Raw genomic sequence first — 19,598 nt, forward strand, 5'->3', positions numbered from 1 at the left:
TTTACCCAAAACGCTCGAATACTGATGGGTGAAAACACCTGTTTTGCACGTTGCTACGTGAAATCCGAGGCCTGAACCTTCTGCCCAAAACTCAGATTTCAATCTCAGGTGCGTACTTTTCTGCCGTGGAATTCGAAGCCGACGTTTTCAACACAATCGGCCGATTGCTGCCCTTCGGCGGCAACCTAGAGGTAACCAGGCAACCATGGCTCCTGCTCGATTGCTGCAACGTCTCCATCGGCCAATAGACGCCACAATTCCAAGATCTTTGTCTCTGGAACGCCCTTCATGTGGCGAGGCTCGCCGGACTCTAGGTTTTCAAAAGTGACGGTTCGTGACAGGTTCACCGAAATGCACCAGTCAGCCTCGTCGGTCACCGAAACATCACCGTGTTCCTCATCTTCCGGGCGAGCTTTCAGTTCGGCGAGAAGCTCAGGGAACGTGTGTATGCCAGGGTTGGAGCTCATGGCGCCGTATCTGTGTGTGACGTGATAGCTCATGTTTACCTCACGTATTAGTGGTCTGACCGCCTTAGTCTGTTTTAACCCTCAGAATTGCTCGCTAGAAATTAGCCAAAATTTCAAATGAGCTGCTACTGGCTTGAGCATCAAAGTAATCAGATCATTCTGCCATAACGCATATATTAGAAATAAAGTCTTTGGCCGAAAGCTAGCCATCTCATCTGGCTGCTTTCGACCCAAAGCTGACATCAGGCGATGGATGCTCTTGGCCGTTTTCTGCCCGTCGCTACGTGCAGAAAACCACCCGTTAAAGGTAACGGCGATACGAGAAGAAATTGAGGCGGATGAGCTGTATCAAACCATCGGAAATGTCGCGGTAAAGGTGGTGCCACTCTCTGGCATTGAATTCACCGATACGACACCGTTATGCGCCCTGACGATCTCTCGAACGATAAAGAGTCCAAGCCCCACGCTGCGCGAATCGGTGCCGGTCTTTGCCCCCCGAATCATTGGCTCAAACAAAACGCCCATCAACGAGTCGGGAATAACCGGCCCCTGGTTTTTTACCGATACAACGGCGTGATCCTGTTCAACGCGTGAAGTGATCGTGATCGGCTGTTGTAAATCACCATAAGCCACGCTGTTAGCCACCAGATTGCCAATGATTTGCTGCACCCGGTCCGCATCCAGCCAGGCGTTGCCTGTCCCCACAGTCTGATGCACCAACGTGGCTTCGGGGAATGTCATACGCAATTCATCGACGCTGGCGCCAACGAAGGCGTGCAAATCCACGGTTGAAGGGCTAAGCGTGATGCCTTGCCCAACCCTGGCCAATGCCAGGTCCAGCAGGTCGGCAATCATGCGTTCGGCACGGTTTACCGACTGGCTGATGTGGCCCAGCATTTTGCTTTCTCGAGTGGTGCGTTCTTCTCGGGCAAGGATGCCAGAGGCCATTTTGATAGCCGTCAGCGGATTTTTCAGATCGTGACTGACGATGGCCACCATTTGTTCGGCGAGCGAGGCGCGAAGCTGTGCCTCTTCATAGGCGCTTTTAAGCTCGGCTTGGGCCTGCCTGAGGGCCGATTCGGCGGCGGTTTTTTCGCGCAGCAGGTCTTCGGCGACTTTTCGTGCGTTGAGCAACTCGCGCTCGTACTTGTCGCGATCTTTGGTGCCAAAGAGCGCCAGCTCATAAAACGCACCGCTGGCGTGCTCGCGTCGGACGCCGTTGAGCAACATGGTCACGATGTGTTTGTCATGGTGAACCAGATCGAGTTTTACTTCGGCGACGGATCCTTGCATCTGCATCAGCGGCGACCAATGCGTTTGATGGAAAATGCGCCCGCCCATGGTCAGCAGGTCCTGAAAACGCCGCCCGATGAGTGCCTGGGCGTCCAGGCCGATCGAATGGCTAAACGTCTGGTTGCTGCGAAGAATCGTGCCGTCTTCCTTCGTTACCACCAAGCCGCAGGGGGCTTCATCGAACAGCATCTGATTATCGGGTAGCAACGGCTGGTCAGTTGACATGTTCGCCTATCCAGGGTGACAGGAAGTTCTCCATAGCTTCGGAGCATGCACTGGGCGCGCTCATGTGTGGGCAATGGCCGACGTTGGCCACCAGGCAGAGCGTACTATTGGGCAGCACAGCGTGCAGGTAGTCACCCACGGCGAGGGGGGCGATCAGGTCGTCGGTGGATTGCAGGATCAGCGTGGGTGTCGCCAGCCCGACGATGTCCTGGCGGTTGTCGGACATGAACGTCACTCGTGCAAATTGCTTGGCGATATCGGGCTCGGTGCGGCAAAAACTGTTCGTCAGCTCTTCGCTCAGTGCCGGTTGCCCTGGTGTGCCCATGATCACCGGGGCCATGGTGCTGGACCAGCCAAGGTAGTTGCTGTCGAGTATGTCGAGCAGCGAGTGGATGTCCTCCAGCTTGAAACCACCGACATAGTCGTCGGTGTCGATATAGCAGGGTGAAGGGCCGATCATTATATGGGCAGCAATGCTTCCGGGCGCTTGGCGGTCAGCCAGGGTACCGATCATGCTGCTGACGGAATGGCCGACAACGATCACCGGCCCACGGGCGTAATGGTCGATGATTTCATTCAGGTCCCGGGCGTACCCGGCCAGTGAGTTGTACTTTTCCCGATCATAGGCTTCGAGGTCCGACTCACCCGCTCCGACGAGGTCATACAGGACAACTGTAAAGCGATCGGTGAAACCTTCGGCGAGATAACGCCACATGGACTGATCGCAGCCGAAACCATGGGAAAAGATCAGCGTTGAAGGACCATCGCCCATTACTTTTACGTTGTTGCGATGTTGAAGGTCCATGCGTGCTGCCCCGGTCGCGCCAAAGGTTTTGATGTCTGCGGCAGTGTAGATAGTCGAAGGGATCGCGTCACGCGGTATAGGTTTATGACTCCTGAGGAAGTCGCACTTGGCTCGGGCAAACATTTTAATTCTGGCGTCGAGATGCTGAAGACGAATGTCCGCTGATGCTGTTGAAAAAGTCGTACTCGCTTAGCCAAGGTGACCGCCTGCATCAATGAATAGCTTGCGGAGTTTTTTTCGAGCCGCCTCTGAAGGACGCTGTGAATAGCGTTGAAACTCTTCTTCGGCTGTGTCGGGCTTGCCGTTCATGGCCAATACAAACGCGTATGCAAGAGGATGTTGTATGTAGTTGTAGAAACCCAGGCCACCCGTCGACGGTAGTGGTCTAATAAAACCGGACACCCATTTAGGCGAGAATGCTCGCCAGATCGAGGTGTCAGATGACCAAACAACACCGTTCCTTTTCTGCTGAGTTTCGGCTTTTGCGCAGTGACATCCGGGTAGCCCATCTAATTCATATCTGCAAGTTTGACTTGATCTCTACCATTTGATTTAGCACTGTACATCGCGGTATCGGCCCGCCGAATGAAGGAGTCAAACGATTCTAATGGAATCCATGTTGCAACACCGAAGCTACAAGTCACCTGTCCAATATCTTCAAACGGCACGGTACTTATCAGGGTGCGAAGCTTTTCTGCGAGCAGCCTTGTATCGTTCAGCTCAGTATCCGGGCAAATCAGAGCAAATTCTTCTCCGCCAGTTCTGCACAGCAGATCGGTTTTGCGCGTAGCTGAACATATTTGTGTGCATAACGACTTCAGAACGTTATCACCACACTGATGGCCCCAGCGGTCGTTAATTTGTTTGAAGTGATCGACGTCAAACGTGATCAGCGACAGAGGACGGTGTTGCGCGATAGCCTCGACGAGCAGGCGCTCCATCAACTCTTCGAAGTGTCGGCGGTTGTAGACACCGGTCAGGTGATCGGTAATGTTCAATAAATGCAAGTCGCGCGTGCGCTCATCAACCAGCGAGAGCGCACGGGCGCGCTGCGTAATCAGTAAGTACACCATCAAGGTCAATAGCAGCGTCAACCCCATTCCGAACACAAAAAACAGGCTGATAGACAGTGTGTAGCTGTTGGCGACTAGAAAGGTTGAGCTGGGTCTGAACTGGACTAAGTAATTTTGGTCGGCAACTTTCAGCAGCCGCTGCGCATAAAGCGCTGAAGGGGCAGCGGTGACCTCACTCTGATAGATGATTTCCCCTTGATGCTGCGGGTCGATTAATGAAAGCGTCACGTTCAGTCGTTGCAGACTTGGCAACGGAATCCCTTGTTCCATCAAAGAAGCCAGGCGTACGGTGGAGACCACGAAACCCTGCAAATCATCATCGTTCAATGGAACCTCAGAGGACTCCTGGAATACAGGTGCGACAAAGAAAATTCCCGCCTGTCCATTGGTCATTTTCAACGGTTCCGACACCACTATTTGACGTGTTTCTCGTGCCTTGCTCATCAAGGCCTGGCGCCCCGGACGACTCATGACGTCCATGCCAGGTATGATCGTTACGTCATCGCGCTTCAATAAATAGAGCAATATCCAGTGTTCCGGCCGACGGGTGAGGGGGACTCTTTCGCCGGTGACGGGATTGATTTCATGATATGAAAAGTCACTGGTGCCGTTGAGAAGCGCTTTAGCGCGAAACGCCTGGAGATCCTTCTCAAGAATCCGAGGTACCCAGCTATAGGCTTCGTCCTCTCCAACGAGAGGCGTAACGAACCCAATAAATTCCTTTTCAGTGACATCGTCGGCGTTGACAAAGAAGCGCCTCACCACGTCCAGTTTCAATTCCTGAGTATTAAAGCGTCGCTGCAGTCGACTGAATCTTTCGTCGATTTCAAGTTGAAAAGCGACGCTAACTGTACGCTGCTCTGATCCTAAGAACAGTATCAGCACCAAGAACGTAATGGCCACCCCAGCCAGGAGCACCATACCGCAAAGGGTCACGTCTGATGCTTTGAGTGCGTTCTGACGAATAGACATGTGTTGTGTTCCTTGCTCATCGCCAAAACAGTGTGCAGTGACCGAGAATCCTTTTGAAGTATCGGCGCGTCTGTCGATATCTTTACGACTTAGGCGCTAAAGAGGGGGCTTATATGAAAGATTCAAACCCGTTAACGGTTCAACTCTCGAGTTGTTAAAAATGGGCCTGCGAACAGTTGTAGACACGTTCGTCGACCTTTCGCAGTTTTCGGCCGGCGGGCATATTTTAGCTAGGCTCGCAGCGCCTAAGCGGGTCCACGCTGGCGAACGACACGCTTGAGCAACTGGCTTTTCTGTATCCTCCTCGACCGACTGCTTTTGGCCGATTCTGTTGAAAAAGTCGTACTCGCTTAGCCAAGGTGACCGCCTGCATCAATGAATAGCTTGCGGAGTTTTTTTCGAGCCGCCTCTGAAAGACGCTGTGAATAGCGTTGAAACTCTTCTTCGGCTGTGCCGGGCTTGCCGTTCATGGCCAATACAAACGCGTATGCAAGAGGATGTTGTATGTAGTTGTAGAAACCCAGGCCACCCGTCGACAAATGCTGCTTGACCCGCTCGAAAGCACCAGGCAGGTCGGCTATCGAACGAGCCTCGTTCCAAAACGATTCAGCTTTTGGAATGGCAGCCCGGAGGATATTGGGAGCGCTGGTTGCTATGACATCAAGTCCGTAGCTGTATGAGATATCAAACGCTCGATCTCGCACATCGAAAGTCAGATCAGGTCGTGCTGATTTTGACGTCCTGTGCCATTTGATTTCATTGCCGGAAAGATGGGGAACGAAGTCCAGTGACAGAGCCCATGACGGCGCCAGCGCGCCGCCTTTGCGCTGCTCAAGGCGAAAGAGTTGGCGAATGGGAGCATTGACGCTACGCAGCCAGGACAGCGGGCCCTGAACTTCGAACCCTAACGGCTGTAAAAGTGACTCTACGGTTGGCGAAACAATTTCGTGGATTTGATCTATTCGCACTATTTCGAACGTTTTTCCCTGCATCGTCGGCCCCATGCTCAAACGTAATCCCACTTCGACAACTTCGGTCGTTGGTTCGACCATCAGATAATGGATGGAGTCTTCTTCATCCACATTCGGGAATCAAGGCACACGAAACTTCTCTCGGCGAATTGCTTTTTACATCAGGCCGAGGTTGAACTGTCCTTTTGCAAAAGTAGCTCTCCTGATTGGTCTGAGACAAAATCTGCCCATCGGCCAGCGGGAGAGTACGCAGCATGATGGGAGAGTTATGGAGTGGGCAGGATAGGCTGTTTTATTCGTTCAATCGTGAAGACCACATGGCCAAACTTACATCTCAAGGGCCACCCGCCACAGGATAGGCGCGCCTGCCTCAAGCAAAAAACCTCAAATCAACCCACTGACAAAGCAGCAACGGGTTAAGCACCTTCAATAGACCGTCACTGTCGCTGAAACTCTTTCAGGCCCCGCGAACATATTCCAAGAGGAGCCAAGCCCCCAAGCGGAAGAAATGCTAGATGTGATTGAGCAAGTTGGTCATAGTATTTTCCGTTTAGGCCAAATCCACATCTTCCATTAGGGCTCTACAAGACAACATGTCTAGCATTGCGATCACCGATCTAACTGTGCCTTGGGACGTCGACAGCATTTCGCGTCCCGTCGTGGCCTTGAGTGCCACATCGGTAACAAAGGACTGGGAAAATGCGAGGCATCAGCACCGCAAGGCGCAGCTGATCTATTCCCTACGCGGCATCCTCAACTGCGAAATTGAAGACGGTGTCTGGATCGTGCCGCCGCAGTGCGCCATATGGATACCGGGAGACTTGCCTCACGCGGCGCGGGGGGCGGGTGAAACGGAATGCTATTGCCTGTTCGTTGAGCCAGACGCAGCACCGGACCTTCCGAAAACCTGTTGCACGATTTCGGTATCGCCATTGCTACGTGAGTTGCTACTGAAGGTGGCCGGTTTTCCTGAGTTATATGCGCAGGGGGGGCGAGAAGACCGGTTAATTGCCGCATTGCTCGATGAGTTGGTGGCGGCCCCCGTGGAAGACTTGCATCTGCCCATGCCGCGTGATTCCCGATTACGCCGCCTCGTGGAAATGATGCTGGCCGACCCCACGGACAAGACGTCGAAGGCCGACTGGGCTACTCGAATTGGTATGAGCGAGCGAAGCATGAGCCGTCTTTTGCTGCATGAAATTGGAATGAGCTTTGGGCGCTGGCGTCGGCAACTGCATGTGATCCTTGCGCTTCAACGTTTGACCAAGGGTGAAAGCGTGCAAACGGTGGCAATAGAGCTGGGGTACGAAAACGCCAGCGGGTTCGTAACCATGTTCCGCAAGGCCGTGGGCAAACCTCCGGCACGATACCTATCGGATCGCATCGGCGGCGCAGAGCTCGCTTCCGTGCCCGGCATCATGCTCCCCAATGAAATCTCTCCCTGATGCATCAGACTCTTGACTCGGGACCACCGGCCGCCTTCCGTCGCCGATGGTCCTTCCTTGCGGAGTTGCCGACATTTTGCAACGTCGTGGTGATGGTGAAAGCTAACTCCTCGTCGAGAACAAAACCCTCCTCGGATGCCAGCGACTGTAGGTGCTCACGCAACCCCCGGTCTTCAATGAAAACCATCCGCACGCCAAAATGAAATCACGCTTGGCCTAACTGAATAACAATCTGGCCTGGTTTCGCCATCACTCCCCTCTGTGCCTATTGTTAAATGAAACATCTAAATACAAATGAGTATTGTTGATGTTCATCATTGCAACTGTTGGGAAGTCCCGTTGGCCAATTGATAGGCGCGCAGAGCCCGCTGGCCATCCTCATCTGGATGGTTCGTACAAGGGCGCAATCAGGAGCGCGCCCCGCACCGTGCTGGGCTCGGCAGTTGCGGCGGCAGTTCTCATTAGCGCGCAGGGCGCATTTGCCGCCGAGCCACGGCAGATTCAAACCAGGGCAGGGGGGACGTCTCAAGACGAGATAGCCTTGCCGGCCATCACCATAACGGGCCCCATGGATACGGCGACCACCGAAGGTACTGGCTCCTACACCACGGGCCAGACGTCGGCGGCGACGCACCTGCCGCTGTCGCTGCGGGAAACACCGCAGTCGGTGACGGTGATCACCCGCCAGCGCATGGACGACCAGCAATTGAATTCGGTTCAGGGCGTGCTGGAGAACACCACGGGCGTCTCTTCATACCAGTCCGACAGCGAGCGGACGAGTTTCTACTCGCGTGGTTTCTTGATCAACAACGTCCAGTACGACGGCATACCCACCGTCCTCGGCAACATCGTCAATGGAAGCGGCATCGGTTCTATCGATACCTCGTTCTATGATCGTATCGAGGTAGTGCGGGGCGGCTCCGGATTGCTGACCGGCACCGGCAATCCCTCGGCCGCCATCAACCTGGTGCGCAAACGACCGACCCGTGAATTCTCGGCGTCCGCCTCGCTTGGAGCGGGGAGCTGGGATACCCATCGGGAAATGGCCGACGTATCGACTCCGTTGACCGAGGATGGCCGTATCCGCGCCCGCATGGTCGGGACGTCCCAGGAAGGAAACTCGTACATCGATGGGTACAAGCCACAGAGGAAGGCGTTCTACGGCATCATCGAGGCAGATCTGACACCCGATACGACGGTGAGCCTGGGCTATGACTACCAGGACATCACGCCGAAGGGCTCGACCTGGGGTGGTTTACCGCTATGGTTCAGCGACGGCACGCAGGCGGAGTATTCACGCTCCAAAAACTACGCGCAGAACTGGAGCCATTGGGACAACACCCTTAAGACGGCGTTTGCCGAGATCGAGCACCGCTTTGACAACGGCTGGAATCTCCGGGCCGTCGCTAATCAATACCGCACGGAATTCGATGCCGAACTGCTCGGCCTGGTCGGCCGCCCCGATCGCGCCACGGGACTGGGCTCCTTTCCCAACGGGGCTCTTCCGGTGGCACTGGCGTCCGAAGGTCGCAGCCGTCAAAACACCTTCGACGTGATGGCGAGCGGCCCCTTCGAACTGCTTGGCCGCCAGCATGACCTGGTGGTGGGGGCGACGAGTTCGCGCCGCACCGCCAGCCAGGAGGATATCGCTCCGTTTTATCCAGGCTTTACGCCGGTCAATGTCTATGAACTGAGCCCAGCCTATCCCCGCCCCAACTTCGATGCCATGGCTTCGATACCGACCCGCACTCGAATCAAGCAGAGTGGTGTCTATAGCGCAGCCCGGTTCTCGCTGGCCGAGCCTCTGAAACTCATTGTCGGCGGCCGCTTCAGCAACTACGAAATCGACGATGTCGTCGGTGGCTCGTCGTTGCACTACAAGAAGAGCAGTGAATTCACCCCGTATGCCGGCTTGGTTTACGACATCGACAAGACCTATTCAGCCTACGTGAGCTACACGGGCATATTCAATCCGCAAACCGACTATCGCGACAGCAAGGGCAACGTGCTCACGCCGTCAAAGGGAAAAACCAAGGAAATCGGCCTTAAAGGCGCCTACATGGACGGGCGTCTGAATGCGTCGGTAGCCTTGTTCCATACCGAGCTGGATAACGCTGCACAGATGGTCGCAGGTACCTATACACCAGGTGGTGCGCAAGCCTACATAGGCGCGGATGGGACGAAGTCGCGCGGGATCGAGTTGGACTTGCAGGGCGAGATGGCGCGTGGTTGGAACATCTATGCGGGTATCGCCCATTTCACTGCGCAAGATGGCAATGGCGTCCGCTTGAATTCACAAATACCGCGCACCACGGCCCAGCTCTTCAGCACCTACCAATTGCCCGGAGGGTGGAGCAAGTTGACGCTAGGCGCAGGCGTCAAATGGCAAAGCCGCTTCTACCAGGCACCCAACACCGGCACCAGTTCGCTGGGCGGGGAACAGGGTTCATATGCCCTGGTATCACTTTTAGGGCGCTACGCCATCACGAAGAAGATCACCGCGGCAGTCAACGTCAACAACGTGTTCGATAAGAAGTACGCGTTGCAGAAGGGCGATTTTGACACCGTAGGTTACGGCGCACCGCGCAACTTGATGGTGACGCTGGACTATAGGTATTGATTTACCGCAGGCGAACGCTTCAGCCGTTAGAAATCCCCAGACATACAACAGCCATTGATTATCGAGAAAGCTCCTATGTCCCTTCAATCTACTCTACAACCCGCCCAAGACCCGGCCATGAACAACCCAAACAAAGTGGCCTTGTTCTGGTTGACGACAGCCGCTGGTGCCGTACTTTTTGTCACCTTCCAGTTATTTTTCTACGTAAACGACTTTGTGAGAGCGCACGGAGCGACACCGGCGATTACTTTTGAGCCCGGTGTGCTTTGGATGTTTTCGGCATTCTATGGGTCTTGGATCGTGACGGTGCTTCTCGCACTGATCGGAACGCGTAAGGCTCAGGGGGTTGCCCTGGTCCTCGGCAGTCTGCTTGTCGTCCTGAATACCCTCGGGGGAATCTCCGACGGGTTGCGCGACGGTTGGCACGTTGCCTTTTCGGCAGCGTTCTTCATTACGTTACCCGGTGTATTCGCCATTGCGGCCACCTGGCGTTGCATCAAAAGCAAAGGAAACGGCCATGTCGATGAATAGTTCTGACTTCCCATTGGTCTGGATGAACCTTACGCAAGAACCCGGACATGATCACCAGAAGGACTTCGACGAATTCGAGGCCAATTTGCAGCGCGGGGAACCCTTCGTACTTTTGACCGATACCGTACCTGCAGAAGACCATGAGCACTCGCCGGAAGAAAAGAAGCGCACCGCGCTCTGGATGAAAAAGCACAAGGTTGAATTGCGAAAGTTGGTTCTGGCAATGATCCTGGTTGAAACCCACTCCGCAAAACGTCTTGGTTACAAGGCATTTGCGGTCGTTTTTGCCAAGTTCTGGGGTTACCCTCTGCTTCTTGCTGCTTCACGTGAGCAGGCAATCGAAATGGCAAGAGAACTGCTCTCAAAGGATGGAAAGCCATCTCACTGATGGTCCCCGCTGGCGTCCGATTTTCGATGAAACTCTGCTGCCGCGCACCGTCTCGGCGAGCTGCTGCCCTAACCGTTGCCCGATCGCCGGCTTCCACCACACCAGCGAGAACCCCACGCCTACTGGCCGAGCATGACGCGACGCCAGTAGATGCCGGCCACGCGCAGCCCATCCGACTTCGGGCGGTGCTCCAGGCCGGTTTCGATGGCAATCTCCCTGGCTGGCTGCGCCAGCTCCCGATTGCGCAGAGTTCCCGGCAAATTCCGGGCGAGGATCACCCGCTGCACGCCCCATTCTCCGCTCTCGAATTTCTCTATTTCTAAGAACAGTGTTCGGTGCAGCGAGTCGTTCCAGTTTTTGTAGGGCCGTGATGACCGCTTTTGGCCGATTGTTACCTGTCGCGAACGACTGCTCCGCCCCTTGGCTGACCGTCGCTTGGACGATACCTGAGCGCGCTGGCATTCCTTGTGGGAATGTAGCTCATAAAATTAATGAATTTTTATTATCGTTCTTTATGACCTAAGTTGATTCAAGGACAGGGAGAACCGCCTTGAAATCACCCATTAACTCAGTTGAAAAGTTTGATCATGCTCGGGCTAGTGAATACGGACGACAGAGCCGTATCGCACTGGCAGGTTATGACGCCTGTCAGGACCTGGTGGCGTGCATGCTCGCGGCAAGCCTTGGAAATAGGCGCTCGGCAAAAATACTGGTAGTTGGCGCTGGCGGTACGGCGCAGGAGATCATCGCGATGGCCAGGCTTGAGCCAGGCTGGCGCTTCACCGCCGTTGATCCATCTGAATCGATGCTGGAAACCGCGAAACAGCAGTTAGCCGTCAACAACATGCTTGAAAGAACGGACGTGCACCTTGGGCACGTTGAAGACTTGGTCGCAGATGAGTCCTACGACGCAGCCACGTTGATCGGTGTACTCCATCATCTCGATGGGGATGATGCCAAGGGAGACATTCTGCGATCCATTCGGGCTCGTCTGAAACCGGGGGCTCCGCTGATTGTCGCCGGCAATCAATATGCCTATGCCAACCAGCCGTTGCTCCTCGCCGCCTGGGGGCAACGTTGGCGGCAGCACGGAGCCAGTCCGGATGAAGTGAAAGTCAAACTTGGGAAAATTCTTCAAGGCGCTGACCCTCCACATTCTGAGGCGGCTGTTCAGAAGCTTTTGCATGATGCGGGTTTTGGGGACGCTACCCGTTTTTTCAGCAGTCTTTTCTGGGGGGCCTGGTTAACGTGTAGAACGGTCTGAACGGCGAGCTGAGTGGCAGCTCTTGGCCGGAAGGCAGCCTTTCACAGCGTGCAGAAATCGCCCCATGGTTAACCGCCTTAATCGGCAGAAACCGTTCACGTGCAGTCATCACGAGGGTAAGCGCGGGAGTTCATTGAAGGGATCGCCCTCAAACCAAGGTGAGCATCGAGGCCAAATCAAATGAAACCTCAATGGCCATCTCTGCCCACCTGGGTAAATCCTCAACGCTTCAGCAATAGTTAACGCCTGAAAGCATGCCTCTTGGCTATCGAGACAATCAGCAGCCCCGGCAGCAGCAACGCCAACGTTACCCAGGGAATAGCGCTTGCTCCCCAGGTTTCCAAGAGAACGCCGCCGATCACACCACTGCCTGCAAACGCCAGGTTAAAGACGGTGACCAGCATTGATTGCGCAATATCCGCGCCGTCACCGGCAACATCAGCCAAGGCGGTTTGCAATAAGGTTGGCGCACCACCGAAGCTCATCCCCCATAAGACGATGCTGATATAGATCGGACTCACGGGCAGGCCACCCAACCCAAGGGTAAACGCAACCAGGGTGAATGCTGTCAGGCTGAGCAATACCAGGCTCCGAAGCCTGCCATCAATCAGCGTGCCGATCATCCATAGACCGAACAAGGCCGCCATACCGAATAAAAGGAGGCCCCGATCTACCTGATCGGCCAATCCAACAGAAGCCAGGAACGCAGCAATATAGGTATAGAGGGTGTAATGGGCCAGTATCCAGAGCATGACCACCGCCAGCACGGGCCGCACCCCCGGGGTTTGCAAGACCTTGCGTAGCGGCAGGCGTTGATCGGAGCGTTGTCCGGGATAATCAGGCACTTTCAGATATATCCAGGCCATCAGCAAAAGGCTGAGTCCTGAGAGTGTGCCGAATACGCAACGCCATCCCAGCAGTTTGCCGAGCCAGGCACCCAGCGGTACGCCCAGGGCAAGAGCCAAAGGGATGCCGAGCATGGCCAGCGCCATAGCGCGACCTTGCAGTTGTGGGATAACCAACCGTCTGGCGTAGCCGGCCAGCAGGCTCCAGGCCAGACCGGTTGCAATACCCACCATGAAGCGAGCAGCCAGCGTCAATGAAAACCAGGGCGAAAGGGCAGTCACCGCATTACAGGCGCAAAACACACCGACGGCCAGTAATAGCACCCAGCGCCGACGCCAACCCTGCAACGCGAGCGTCAAGGGAATAGCCGCCAACCCTGAGCCCAGGGCGCAGAGTGTCACCATCTGGCCGGCCCACGCTTGCGACACACCAAATGCCTCGGCGATTTGCGGCAACAGTCCTGCTGGTACCGTTTCGTTGGCGGTGGCGATAAAGCTACCCATTGTCAGCGCCAACAGGGCCGCCAGTGGGAGACGCCCGGTAGTGAGGTATTCGGTATTACCCGATGTCGTGAAAGAGCCATTTTCAACGTGTGATTTGCCGGTCATGACCTGTGCTCAACGGGAGGGGAGGCATGAGTGTGATGAATTGCCACTGATTTGATAATTGGCCTACCATTTGATGAACTATCAAATTTGAATTGAATATGGCCACTGACCGATTGGGTGATATGCGTTTGTTTGTCGAGGCGGCGGCACTCGGCAGCTTGTCTGCCGCAGGACGCAAACTGGCGCTGTCGCCAGCCGCGGCCAGCGCGCGTCTTATCAAGCTTGAGGCGGCGCTGCGCACCAAGTTGTTTGATCGCACAACGCGTCAGTTGCGCCTCACGGAAGAAGGTCGATTTTATTTGCAACAGTGCTGGGTTGCATTGCGGGCTATCGATGAAGCGGAAGCGGGGCTTCAAGCCAGTCAAACAGAGGTGCGTGGCAAGGTACGGATATCCGCGTCTGCCGATTTTGGCCGCAATCTTTTGAATGACTGGCTTGAGGCATTCAGTTCATTGCACCCAGAACTGCACATCGCGCTGACGTTGTCGGATTCGGTGTCGAACCTGGTGCAGGACGATGTCGATCTGGCAATCCGGTTTGGACAGCCCCATGAAAGCTCGATGATCGCCAGGCAGTTGGCGCCCAACTGGCGAGTACTGTGCGCTTCGCCTGACTATCTGGCGCGCTACGGTGAACCCCAGACCCCTGCTGACTTGGTTGACCACAAGTTCATCGTGCTGGTGACTTCCGCAGGCCCATTGAACACCTTTCACTTTGTGGTGGACGGGCAGGAATGGAACCACACCGTACCCATGAGCCAGGCATGGGAAACAAATGATGGCGCACTCGCGCGCGCATGGGCATTGGCTGGGCATGGCATCGCACGTAAGACCATTTGGGATGCCGCAAACGATATCCGTGCGGGGCGACTGAAAGTCCTGTTGCCTGACTTTTGTGTCCGAGAGGCCGGCGTCTACGCGTTATTACACGGCAGTCGTTACCGGGTTCCCCGCGTGCGTGTATTGCTGGATTTCCTTATCGAGCATTTTGATCGCGCAACCCATGAGCTGTTGTTCGACCTTAAAGCACCTGATGCCAGGAGGTCGTAAGCCACGCCATATCAGATAAGTGTCACGGTCAAGTGCCAAGGTTCACCAGCTGGGTCAACACGGCAACTAGCGAAACACTGCCCTGAATTCGTTCGATATTGCCGCCCTCAAACGAGATCCACCCCTCATTGAAACCATCGAGCATGCGGATTCGAGCCAGCGGGTGCTGCATCCCTTGTGCGCGAAAGAGGTTGTCCCAAGTCTCTCTCGGCACTGCCTGAGCTTGAACAGAACGGCCCAGTATCAGGCTGAATGTAGCGGCAATGTCTTCAGGGCTCACGTGCTGCCCCTCCAGTTCGACAATGCGCTGGCCGTGCCAGGATTGCTGGATGAGTGCAGCGGCCGTCCGGCCGACGTCCGCTGTTGCGATCATGGGCACTGTTTTATCGAGTGGTTGCAGGAAGCTGTGGATCACCCCCTCATCTCGTGCCGTGGCCACGTCCCACAAGGCATTCTCCATGAACCAACCAGGGCGCAGGAACGTCACGGGAACATCAAGCTTGCTCAGGGCTTGTTCCATGAGCGTGCGTTGGGTTAGCAGGTTGGTGTTCACGGCTTGGGCACCGATGGTCGAAAGACAGACGACTCGCTGTGGCTGCGCCGTTGCGATGGCCTCGCTCACTGCCGCAATCACCGCTTTGGCCTCGGGGAAGTGCGGTTCGGGATCAAAATCCGACGGTGGCAGGATGAACACACCTTGGGCGCCTTCAAATGCCCGCGTCAGTGCGGCGGCGTCGTCCATTTCTGCAATGGCGATCTCGCAACCGAACGCTTCCCACGATTCAGCTTTGTGAGCGTCGCGCATCACGGCGCGAACGGGTTGCTTGTTTTCCAGCAGAGCATGGGCAAGTGCGCCGCCGACCTTGCCGGTGATTCCAGTGATTGCGTACATGATTGACCTGCCATCAATGAGTCCGAAGGGGATGCGCCACTGCATCTACGTACATCCATGTGCAGTAGCGATCTGACGGGGGCAGATTATCGAAGCCTGCATGATGACAGAATAGCCATCGAGTCAACTGAGTGATGACCTTAAGTCATGAATTGGCGGGCTCGCCGTCGTATTCTCAACCGACGTCTGTAACCACCTTGACTCGGGCTGTAGAACGAGCCCGATAGCTGTGCGCCGCAGGTTCGGACAGATCCAATACCTCTGTCACGAAATCGATGAATGCGCTGACCTTTGCAGGAGGCAGGTGGCGAGAGGGGTAGAGCGCGTACAGGTGAAAGCTCTCCCCCTGCCAATCTTGAAGTATCTCAACCAGGCTGTTGTCGGCCAGCAGGTCCTTGACCCCACTGGCCTTGACCCGCGCCACGCCTGCACCGCCAACGCAGGCCGCGATAAGTGTGCTGGACTCATTCACCAGCAAGCGGCCGCTGGTACGCAGGGTGATCTTCTCGCCTGCAGACCCATACTCCCAATCCAATGGCAGGCCCGTCATGGCGCTTTTCATCTGGATACATGAGTGTCCTGCCAGATCGCCAGGTGTATTTGGGCGGCCACGTCGCTTGAGGTAGTCAGGGGAGGCCACGGTGACCGTTCGCGTGTCGAGCAGCCTGCGGGCCACCAACGATGATGAAGGTGGCTGACCGAACCGCACCGCGATATCGAAACCTTCGGCGACCAGGTCGCCGAGCTGATCGCGGACGGTGAGTTCGAGTTCAAGGTTAGGATGGCGCTGCAAAAACTTGTCGATGTGAGGCGCGAGCATTCGGCCTGCAAAGAATGCATCGACATTGACCCGCAAACGCCCTTGCACCGCCGTGGATGCGCCGGTCGCGAGCGTGACGGCATCACCAATGCCAGCCAGCAGGGGGCTGATTTGCGCGTAGAGCTGCCGACCTTCATCTGTCAGGGTGACTGAGCGCGTCGTCCGGTCAAACAAGCGAATGCCAATACTCGATTCCAGGCGAGTCACCGCACGGCTGACCCCTGAGGGCGACATGCCTAAAGCTTCGGCAGCCCGCGCAAAGCTGCCGCTATGCACGATGGCAGCCAGAACACTGATGTTAGCGAGCATGCGACCGTCGAAACTCATGATTTATTGGTGCTCAAAAGTCATCAAATATCTGGCTGTGTGGGCATTCTGTCAATACAGCGCTTTCTCTACCCGCTCCAAACGTTTTGTACCTTCAGGAGGGTTGCCAGGCGATGATTGTTCGGCAACTCCCGAGAAGGCAGCCAAGGAGAGAAAACAGATCCGTCCCCATTTCTGGACCTACACCAGCACCGTCAACCAGGCCGACACCAGCAGCAAAAAAGCCAGTGCATAGTTCACGCGTTTGAACGCCTGTGGTGAACCAAAAAACCGAGCACTGCCTACGCCGAGCAATGCCCACAGGGTCATGCACGGCAAGGATACCGACAGAAACACCAGCGACAACACCAGCAGCCGCATGGTCTTGTCGCCGCCACCGGCAAACACGCTCGTCACCGCCACCGCCATCATCCAGACTTTGGGGTTGAGCAATTGCAGGGTGGCGGCACCGAACACGCTCAGGCCCTCGTCGCGCGGGGGCGGGTTCAGGGACGGCGGCGCGCTTTGAAAGATCTGCCAGGCCAGCCAACTCAACCAGAGCACCCCGGCCCAGGCCATCGTCTGTTGCACGCGGGGAAACCGCAGCAGCGTCTCGCCCACGCCAAGCCCGACTGCAAACACAATCAGCGCCGCCGCCACGCATGCGCCAAAAATGATCGGCAGCGTAGCGCCCAGCCCCCACCGCGAACTGTGGCTCAGCACCAGAATATTGGTTGGCCCCGGGGTGATCGAGGCCACGAACGCAAACAGCAGGAAAGGCAGCAGCGACTCCATGGCTCAGGCTCCCTGAGGACGCATCGAAGACGCAGAAAAGAACAGCGGAAAAGACATGGCATGGACTCCTTGATCAGATAGGAGCCCATGGTCGCGGGTCGGCTGGATTCAGTCTGGAAGGTTTGAGCAGCGCTTACGGTAGTCCGCTGGCGTGAGCTGGTAGGCACGGCGGAACCAGCGCCCCATATGGCTTTGATCGGAGAATCCGAGCGCACTGGCCACCTGCGCCGGCGACTCGCCCCGCGCCAGCAGCTGCCGCGCCTTGGCCAGACGCAGCTGGATCAGATAAGCATGAGGCGCCAGCCCAAAGGCTGCCTTGAAGGCCCGCGTCAGGCGAAAGCGATCAACCCCACAGGCTTGAGCCAGATCATCCAGCCCAATGTCCTCGTAGACATGGGCATGCAGATAGTCACGCGCGACCTGGGCCACCAACGGCAGACGCGGGTCGAAGGCCCGCCGCTTGCGCCAATCAAGGTGGCAAGTGAGCGATCCCAACAAGGTATCGATGGCGCTCTGGCGCACGATGCGCAAGTCACCCTCATGGAGCACGTGGAAGGCTTGATAAACGGCAGTGGCCAAGCCCGGCTCCTGGCTCAGGGTGTCGGCAAAGCCCGGTTGACTGTTGGCTGGCGCGTGCTCGAACAACCCATGCAACTCCCGTTCAAGCCAGTGCGGATCAAGGTAGAGCATGGAATAGGTAAACCCTTCCTCGGTCGGCGCATGCCCATCGTGGATTTCCCCCGGCTCCAGCATGAATACCTTGCCCGGCGTACTAAGATGGCGCACGCGTCGGCAATTGAACTGCTGCACCCCTTGTTCGGTGACCCCCACCAGAAAACTGTCATGCCAGTGCGGATCGTAGGCATGCCCCTGAAAATGGGCACGAATCGATTCAATCCCGGTATCGGCATCCTGGGACAGCTCAATCCAGTTGCGTTTATCCACGGAAGACTCCAGATGTAGGGTTCAGCGTTGAACTGTGCGGGCGACTAAATTACCGTGCTTTTGAACAGGACGTTTAGAAGATTTGTGCGGGTTGATGCTGAGCCATGACTGCCTGAGCTGAAAAGGCCGAAAGCCGACCTTTCAGCACCGTGCCCGGCCATCGGTATTGTTGTCCGGGGAGGGCGGTATCCGCTCGAAATGGTTTATTCGAGCCGGTAGCGTCCTATCTCACCTGTCGCCATCATGAGCACGCCCAATCCCAAAAGGTTTCGCACCATGCACACCATCCGCACCATGACGCCCTCCGACTACGCCGCCGTCCTTGCGTTGATGCAAGACACGCCCGGCATCTCCCTGCGTGAGGCCGACTCCCGCGAGGCCACCGAGCGCTATCTGGCGCGCAACCCCGGGCTGAGCTTTGTCGCTGAACGCGAAGGCCGGTTGATCGGCTGTGTGATGTGCGGCCATGATGGGCGTCGCGGTTACCTGCAACATCTGCTGGTGCTGCCGGCCTATCGACGCCAGGGCATCGCGCAGGCGTTGACCCAGCGCTGCCTCAACGCACTGGAGGCACTGGGCATCCACAAATGCCACCTGGATGTATTCAAGACCAACACCCCTGCGGCCCAGTATTGGCAAGGCCAGGGCTGGCAATTACGTACCGATATCGACCGTTACTCATTCACCCGGTCGGGCAATGAAAATGCATGAAGTTACGTGGGGGCAGGACCAGGCGGTCTACCACTCGCCATCGGGGTTGCAGTTGGCGTGCATCCAAGCAAACCGGCGCGGCGGGATGACAAGTACCCGCACCTGTATCCCACAAAAGCCCGCGATCTGTGTCTATCGCGCCGGGTGTCAGTTGGATAGGGTCGAGCCACGTTAACTGACGACCGAGCCCACCATGGAACTCACTGCTGTCCCGTTTGGCACCACCGACTGGTCCACTGTCGAACCCGAACTTCACCCCGGTGTTACCGGCAATGCGGTATGGCGCACCCGCCACTTCGGCACCACCCGCGTGCGCTGGGTCGAATACAGCCCCGGCTACCTGGCCGATCACTGGTGCTGGCGCGGGCATGTGCTGCTGTGCCTCGAAGGCGAGTTGCACACGGCGTTGGAAGACGGCCGCCAGTTCACGCTGACGGCCGGGATGAGTTACCAGGTGGGCAATGACATGGAAGGGCATCGTTCATCCACCGCCACTGGGGCCAAGCTGTTTATTGTGGATTAAGCCTGCAAATCCCTCGAAAACATGGGGACTCTCTATCGCAGTGGCAATG

At 56.3% G+C, this 19,598-nt stretch carries 18 protein-coding genes and 1 pseudogene; 8 read left to right on the forward strand and 11 right to left on the reverse strand.

The annotated features are described in order from the left end of the window. Positions 1-185 precede the first annotated feature (185 nt). From AB7933_RS14565 to AB7933_RS14585, 5 genes are all read right to left on the reverse strand, one after another. Positions 186-500 (reverse strand): hypothetical protein, encoded by a 315-nt coding sequence (locus AB7933_RS14565; protein ID WP_024074957.1) that lies wholly within the window; start codon positions 498-500, stop codon positions 186-188. 315 nt (positions 501-815) lie between these two features. Further along, on the reverse strand, positions 816-1,985 hold the full coding sequence (locus AB7933_RS14570; RefSeq protein ID WP_024074958.1) for a PAS domain-containing sensor histidine kinase: 1,170 nt from the start codon (positions 1,983-1,985) through the stop codon (positions 816-818). Continuing rightward, a complete protein-coding gene (locus AB7933_RS14575; RefSeq protein ID WP_041160912.1) occupies positions 1,975-2,790 on the reverse strand; it encodes an alpha/beta fold hydrolase in 816 nt (271 codons plus the stop codon). The genes AB7933_RS14570 and AB7933_RS14575 overlap by 11 nt, the downstream gene beginning before the upstream one ends. Positions 2,791-3,299: 509 nt before the next feature. Further along, a complete protein-coding gene (locus AB7933_RS14580; RefSeq protein ID WP_024074960.1) occupies positions 3,300-4,835 on the reverse strand; it encodes a diguanylate cyclase in 1,536 nt (511 codons plus the stop codon). A 350-nt stretch (positions 4,836-5,185) separates the two neighbouring features. Continuing rightward, positions 5,186-5,917 carry a hypothetical protein gene (locus AB7933_RS14585; RefSeq protein WP_024074961.1) on the reverse strand — a complete coding sequence of 244 codons (732 nt, stop codon included), beginning with the start codon at positions 5,915-5,917 and terminating at the stop codon, positions 5,186-5,188. A 482-nt stretch (positions 5,918-6,399) separates the two neighbouring features. Between AB7933_RS14585 and AB7933_RS14590 the strand changes: the two genes are divergently transcribed. The 4 genes from AB7933_RS14590 to AB7933_RS14605 all read left to right on the forward strand — a co-directional run bounded on the left by AB7933_RS14590 (position 6,400) and on the right by AB7933_RS14605 (position 10,790). Then, positions 6,400-7,251 carry an AraC family transcriptional regulator gene (locus AB7933_RS14590; protein WP_024074962.1) on the forward strand — a complete coding sequence of 284 codons (852 nt, stop codon included), beginning with the start codon at positions 6,400-6,402 and terminating at the stop codon, positions 7,249-7,251. Between the two features lie 307 nt (positions 7,252-7,558). Beyond that, positions 7,559-9,871, forward strand: a complete 2,313-nt coding sequence (locus AB7933_RS14595; RefSeq protein WP_024074964.1) for a TonB-dependent siderophore receptor — start codon at positions 7,559-7,561, stop codon at positions 9,869-9,871. A gap of 117 nt (positions 9,872-9,988) precedes the next feature. After that, positions 9,989-10,402, forward strand: a complete 414-nt coding sequence (locus tag AB7933_RS14600) for a hypothetical protein (RefSeq protein WP_041161173.1) — start codon at positions 9,989-9,991, stop codon at positions 10,400-10,402. Beyond that, positions 10,389-10,790, forward strand: a complete 402-nt coding sequence (locus AB7933_RS14605; RefSeq protein ID WP_024074966.1) for a hypothetical protein — start codon at positions 10,389-10,391, stop codon at positions 10,788-10,790. Before AB7933_RS14600 ends, AB7933_RS14605 begins: the two co-directional genes overlap by 14 nt. On the opposite strand, the pseudogene AB7933_RS14610 reads toward AB7933_RS14605, so the two are convergent. Beyond that, positions 10,764-11,074, reverse strand: a pseudogene (locus tag AB7933_RS14610) (DUF3363 domain-containing protein); the annotation flags it as partial. The gene AB7933_RS14605 and the pseudogene AB7933_RS14610 overlap by 27 nt on opposite strands. 266 nt (positions 11,075-11,340) lie before the next feature. Between AB7933_RS14610 and AB7933_RS14615 the strand changes: the two are divergent. Then, positions 11,341-12,054: a class I SAM-dependent methyltransferase gene (locus AB7933_RS14615; RefSeq protein WP_024074968.1), complete on the forward strand. Its 714-nt coding sequence runs from the start codon at positions 11,341-11,343 to the stop codon at positions 12,052-12,054. A gap of 239 nt (positions 12,055-12,293) precedes the next feature. Here the strand turns inward: AB7933_RS14615 and AB7933_RS14620 are convergent, their stop codons facing one another. Further along, positions 12,294-13,508 carry an MFS transporter gene (locus AB7933_RS14620; RefSeq protein ID WP_024074969.1) on the reverse strand — a complete coding sequence of 405 codons (1,215 nt, stop codon included), beginning with the start codon at positions 13,506-13,508 and terminating at the stop codon, positions 12,294-12,296. A 98-nt stretch (positions 13,509-13,606) separates the two neighbouring features. Between AB7933_RS14620 and AB7933_RS14625 the strand changes: the two genes are divergently transcribed. Then, positions 13,607-14,557: a LysR family transcriptional regulator gene (locus AB7933_RS14625; RefSeq protein WP_024074970.1), complete on the forward strand. Its 951-nt coding sequence runs from the start codon at positions 13,607-13,609 to the stop codon at positions 14,555-14,557. Positions 14,558-14,585: 28 nt separating this feature from the next. Here AB7933_RS14625 and AB7933_RS14630 read toward each other — a convergent pair whose 3' ends face one another. The 4 genes from AB7933_RS14630 to AB7933_RS14645 form a co-directional block, all read right to left on the reverse strand. Next, the gene (locus AB7933_RS14630) at positions 14,586-15,449 is read right to left on the reverse strand and encodes an NmrA family NAD(P)-binding protein (RefSeq protein WP_041161174.1); all 864 of its coding nucleotides are present in this window, start codon (positions 15,447-15,449) and stop codon (positions 14,586-14,588) included. 175 nt (positions 15,450-15,624) lie between these two features. Then, the gene (locus AB7933_RS14635) at positions 15,625-16,596 is read right to left on the reverse strand and encodes a LysR family transcriptional regulator (RefSeq protein WP_024074972.1); all 972 of its coding nucleotides are present in this window, start codon (positions 16,594-16,596) and stop codon (positions 15,625-15,627) included. A 180-nt stretch (positions 16,597-16,776) separates the two neighbouring features. Further along, positions 16,777-17,370, reverse strand: a complete 594-nt coding sequence (locus AB7933_RS14640; RefSeq protein WP_024074973.1) for a LysE family translocator — start codon at positions 17,368-17,370, stop codon at positions 16,777-16,779. Positions 17,371-17,478: 108 nt separating this feature from the next. Further along, complete coding sequence (locus AB7933_RS14645; RefSeq protein WP_024074974.1) at positions 17,479-18,315, reverse strand: AraC family transcriptional regulator; 837 nt, start codon at positions 18,313-18,315, stop codon at positions 17,479-17,481. 276 nt (positions 18,316-18,591) lie between these two features. Here AB7933_RS14645 and AB7933_RS14650 point away from each other — a divergent pair, with 276 nt between their 5' ends. Both AB7933_RS14650 and AB7933_RS14655 read left to right on the forward strand, forming a co-directional pair. Next, positions 18,592-19,026 (forward strand): GNAT family N-acetyltransferase, encoded by a 435-nt coding sequence (locus AB7933_RS14650; RefSeq protein WP_024074975.1) that lies wholly within the window; start codon positions 18,592-18,594, stop codon positions 19,024-19,026. Positions 19,027-19,219: 193 nt separating this feature from the next. Beyond that, positions 19,220-19,549: a DHCW motif cupin fold protein gene (locus AB7933_RS14655; RefSeq protein WP_024074976.1), complete on the forward strand. Its 330-nt coding sequence runs from the start codon at positions 19,220-19,222 to the stop codon at positions 19,547-19,549. The last annotated feature ends 49 nt before the right edge of the window (positions 19,550-19,598 follow it).

The organism is Pseudomonas gorinensis (genome assembly GCF_042015035.1).
GTDB classification, from domain to species: Bacteria; Pseudomonadota; Gammaproteobacteria; order Pseudomonadales; family Pseudomonadaceae; genus Aquipseudomonas; species Aquipseudomonas gorinensis.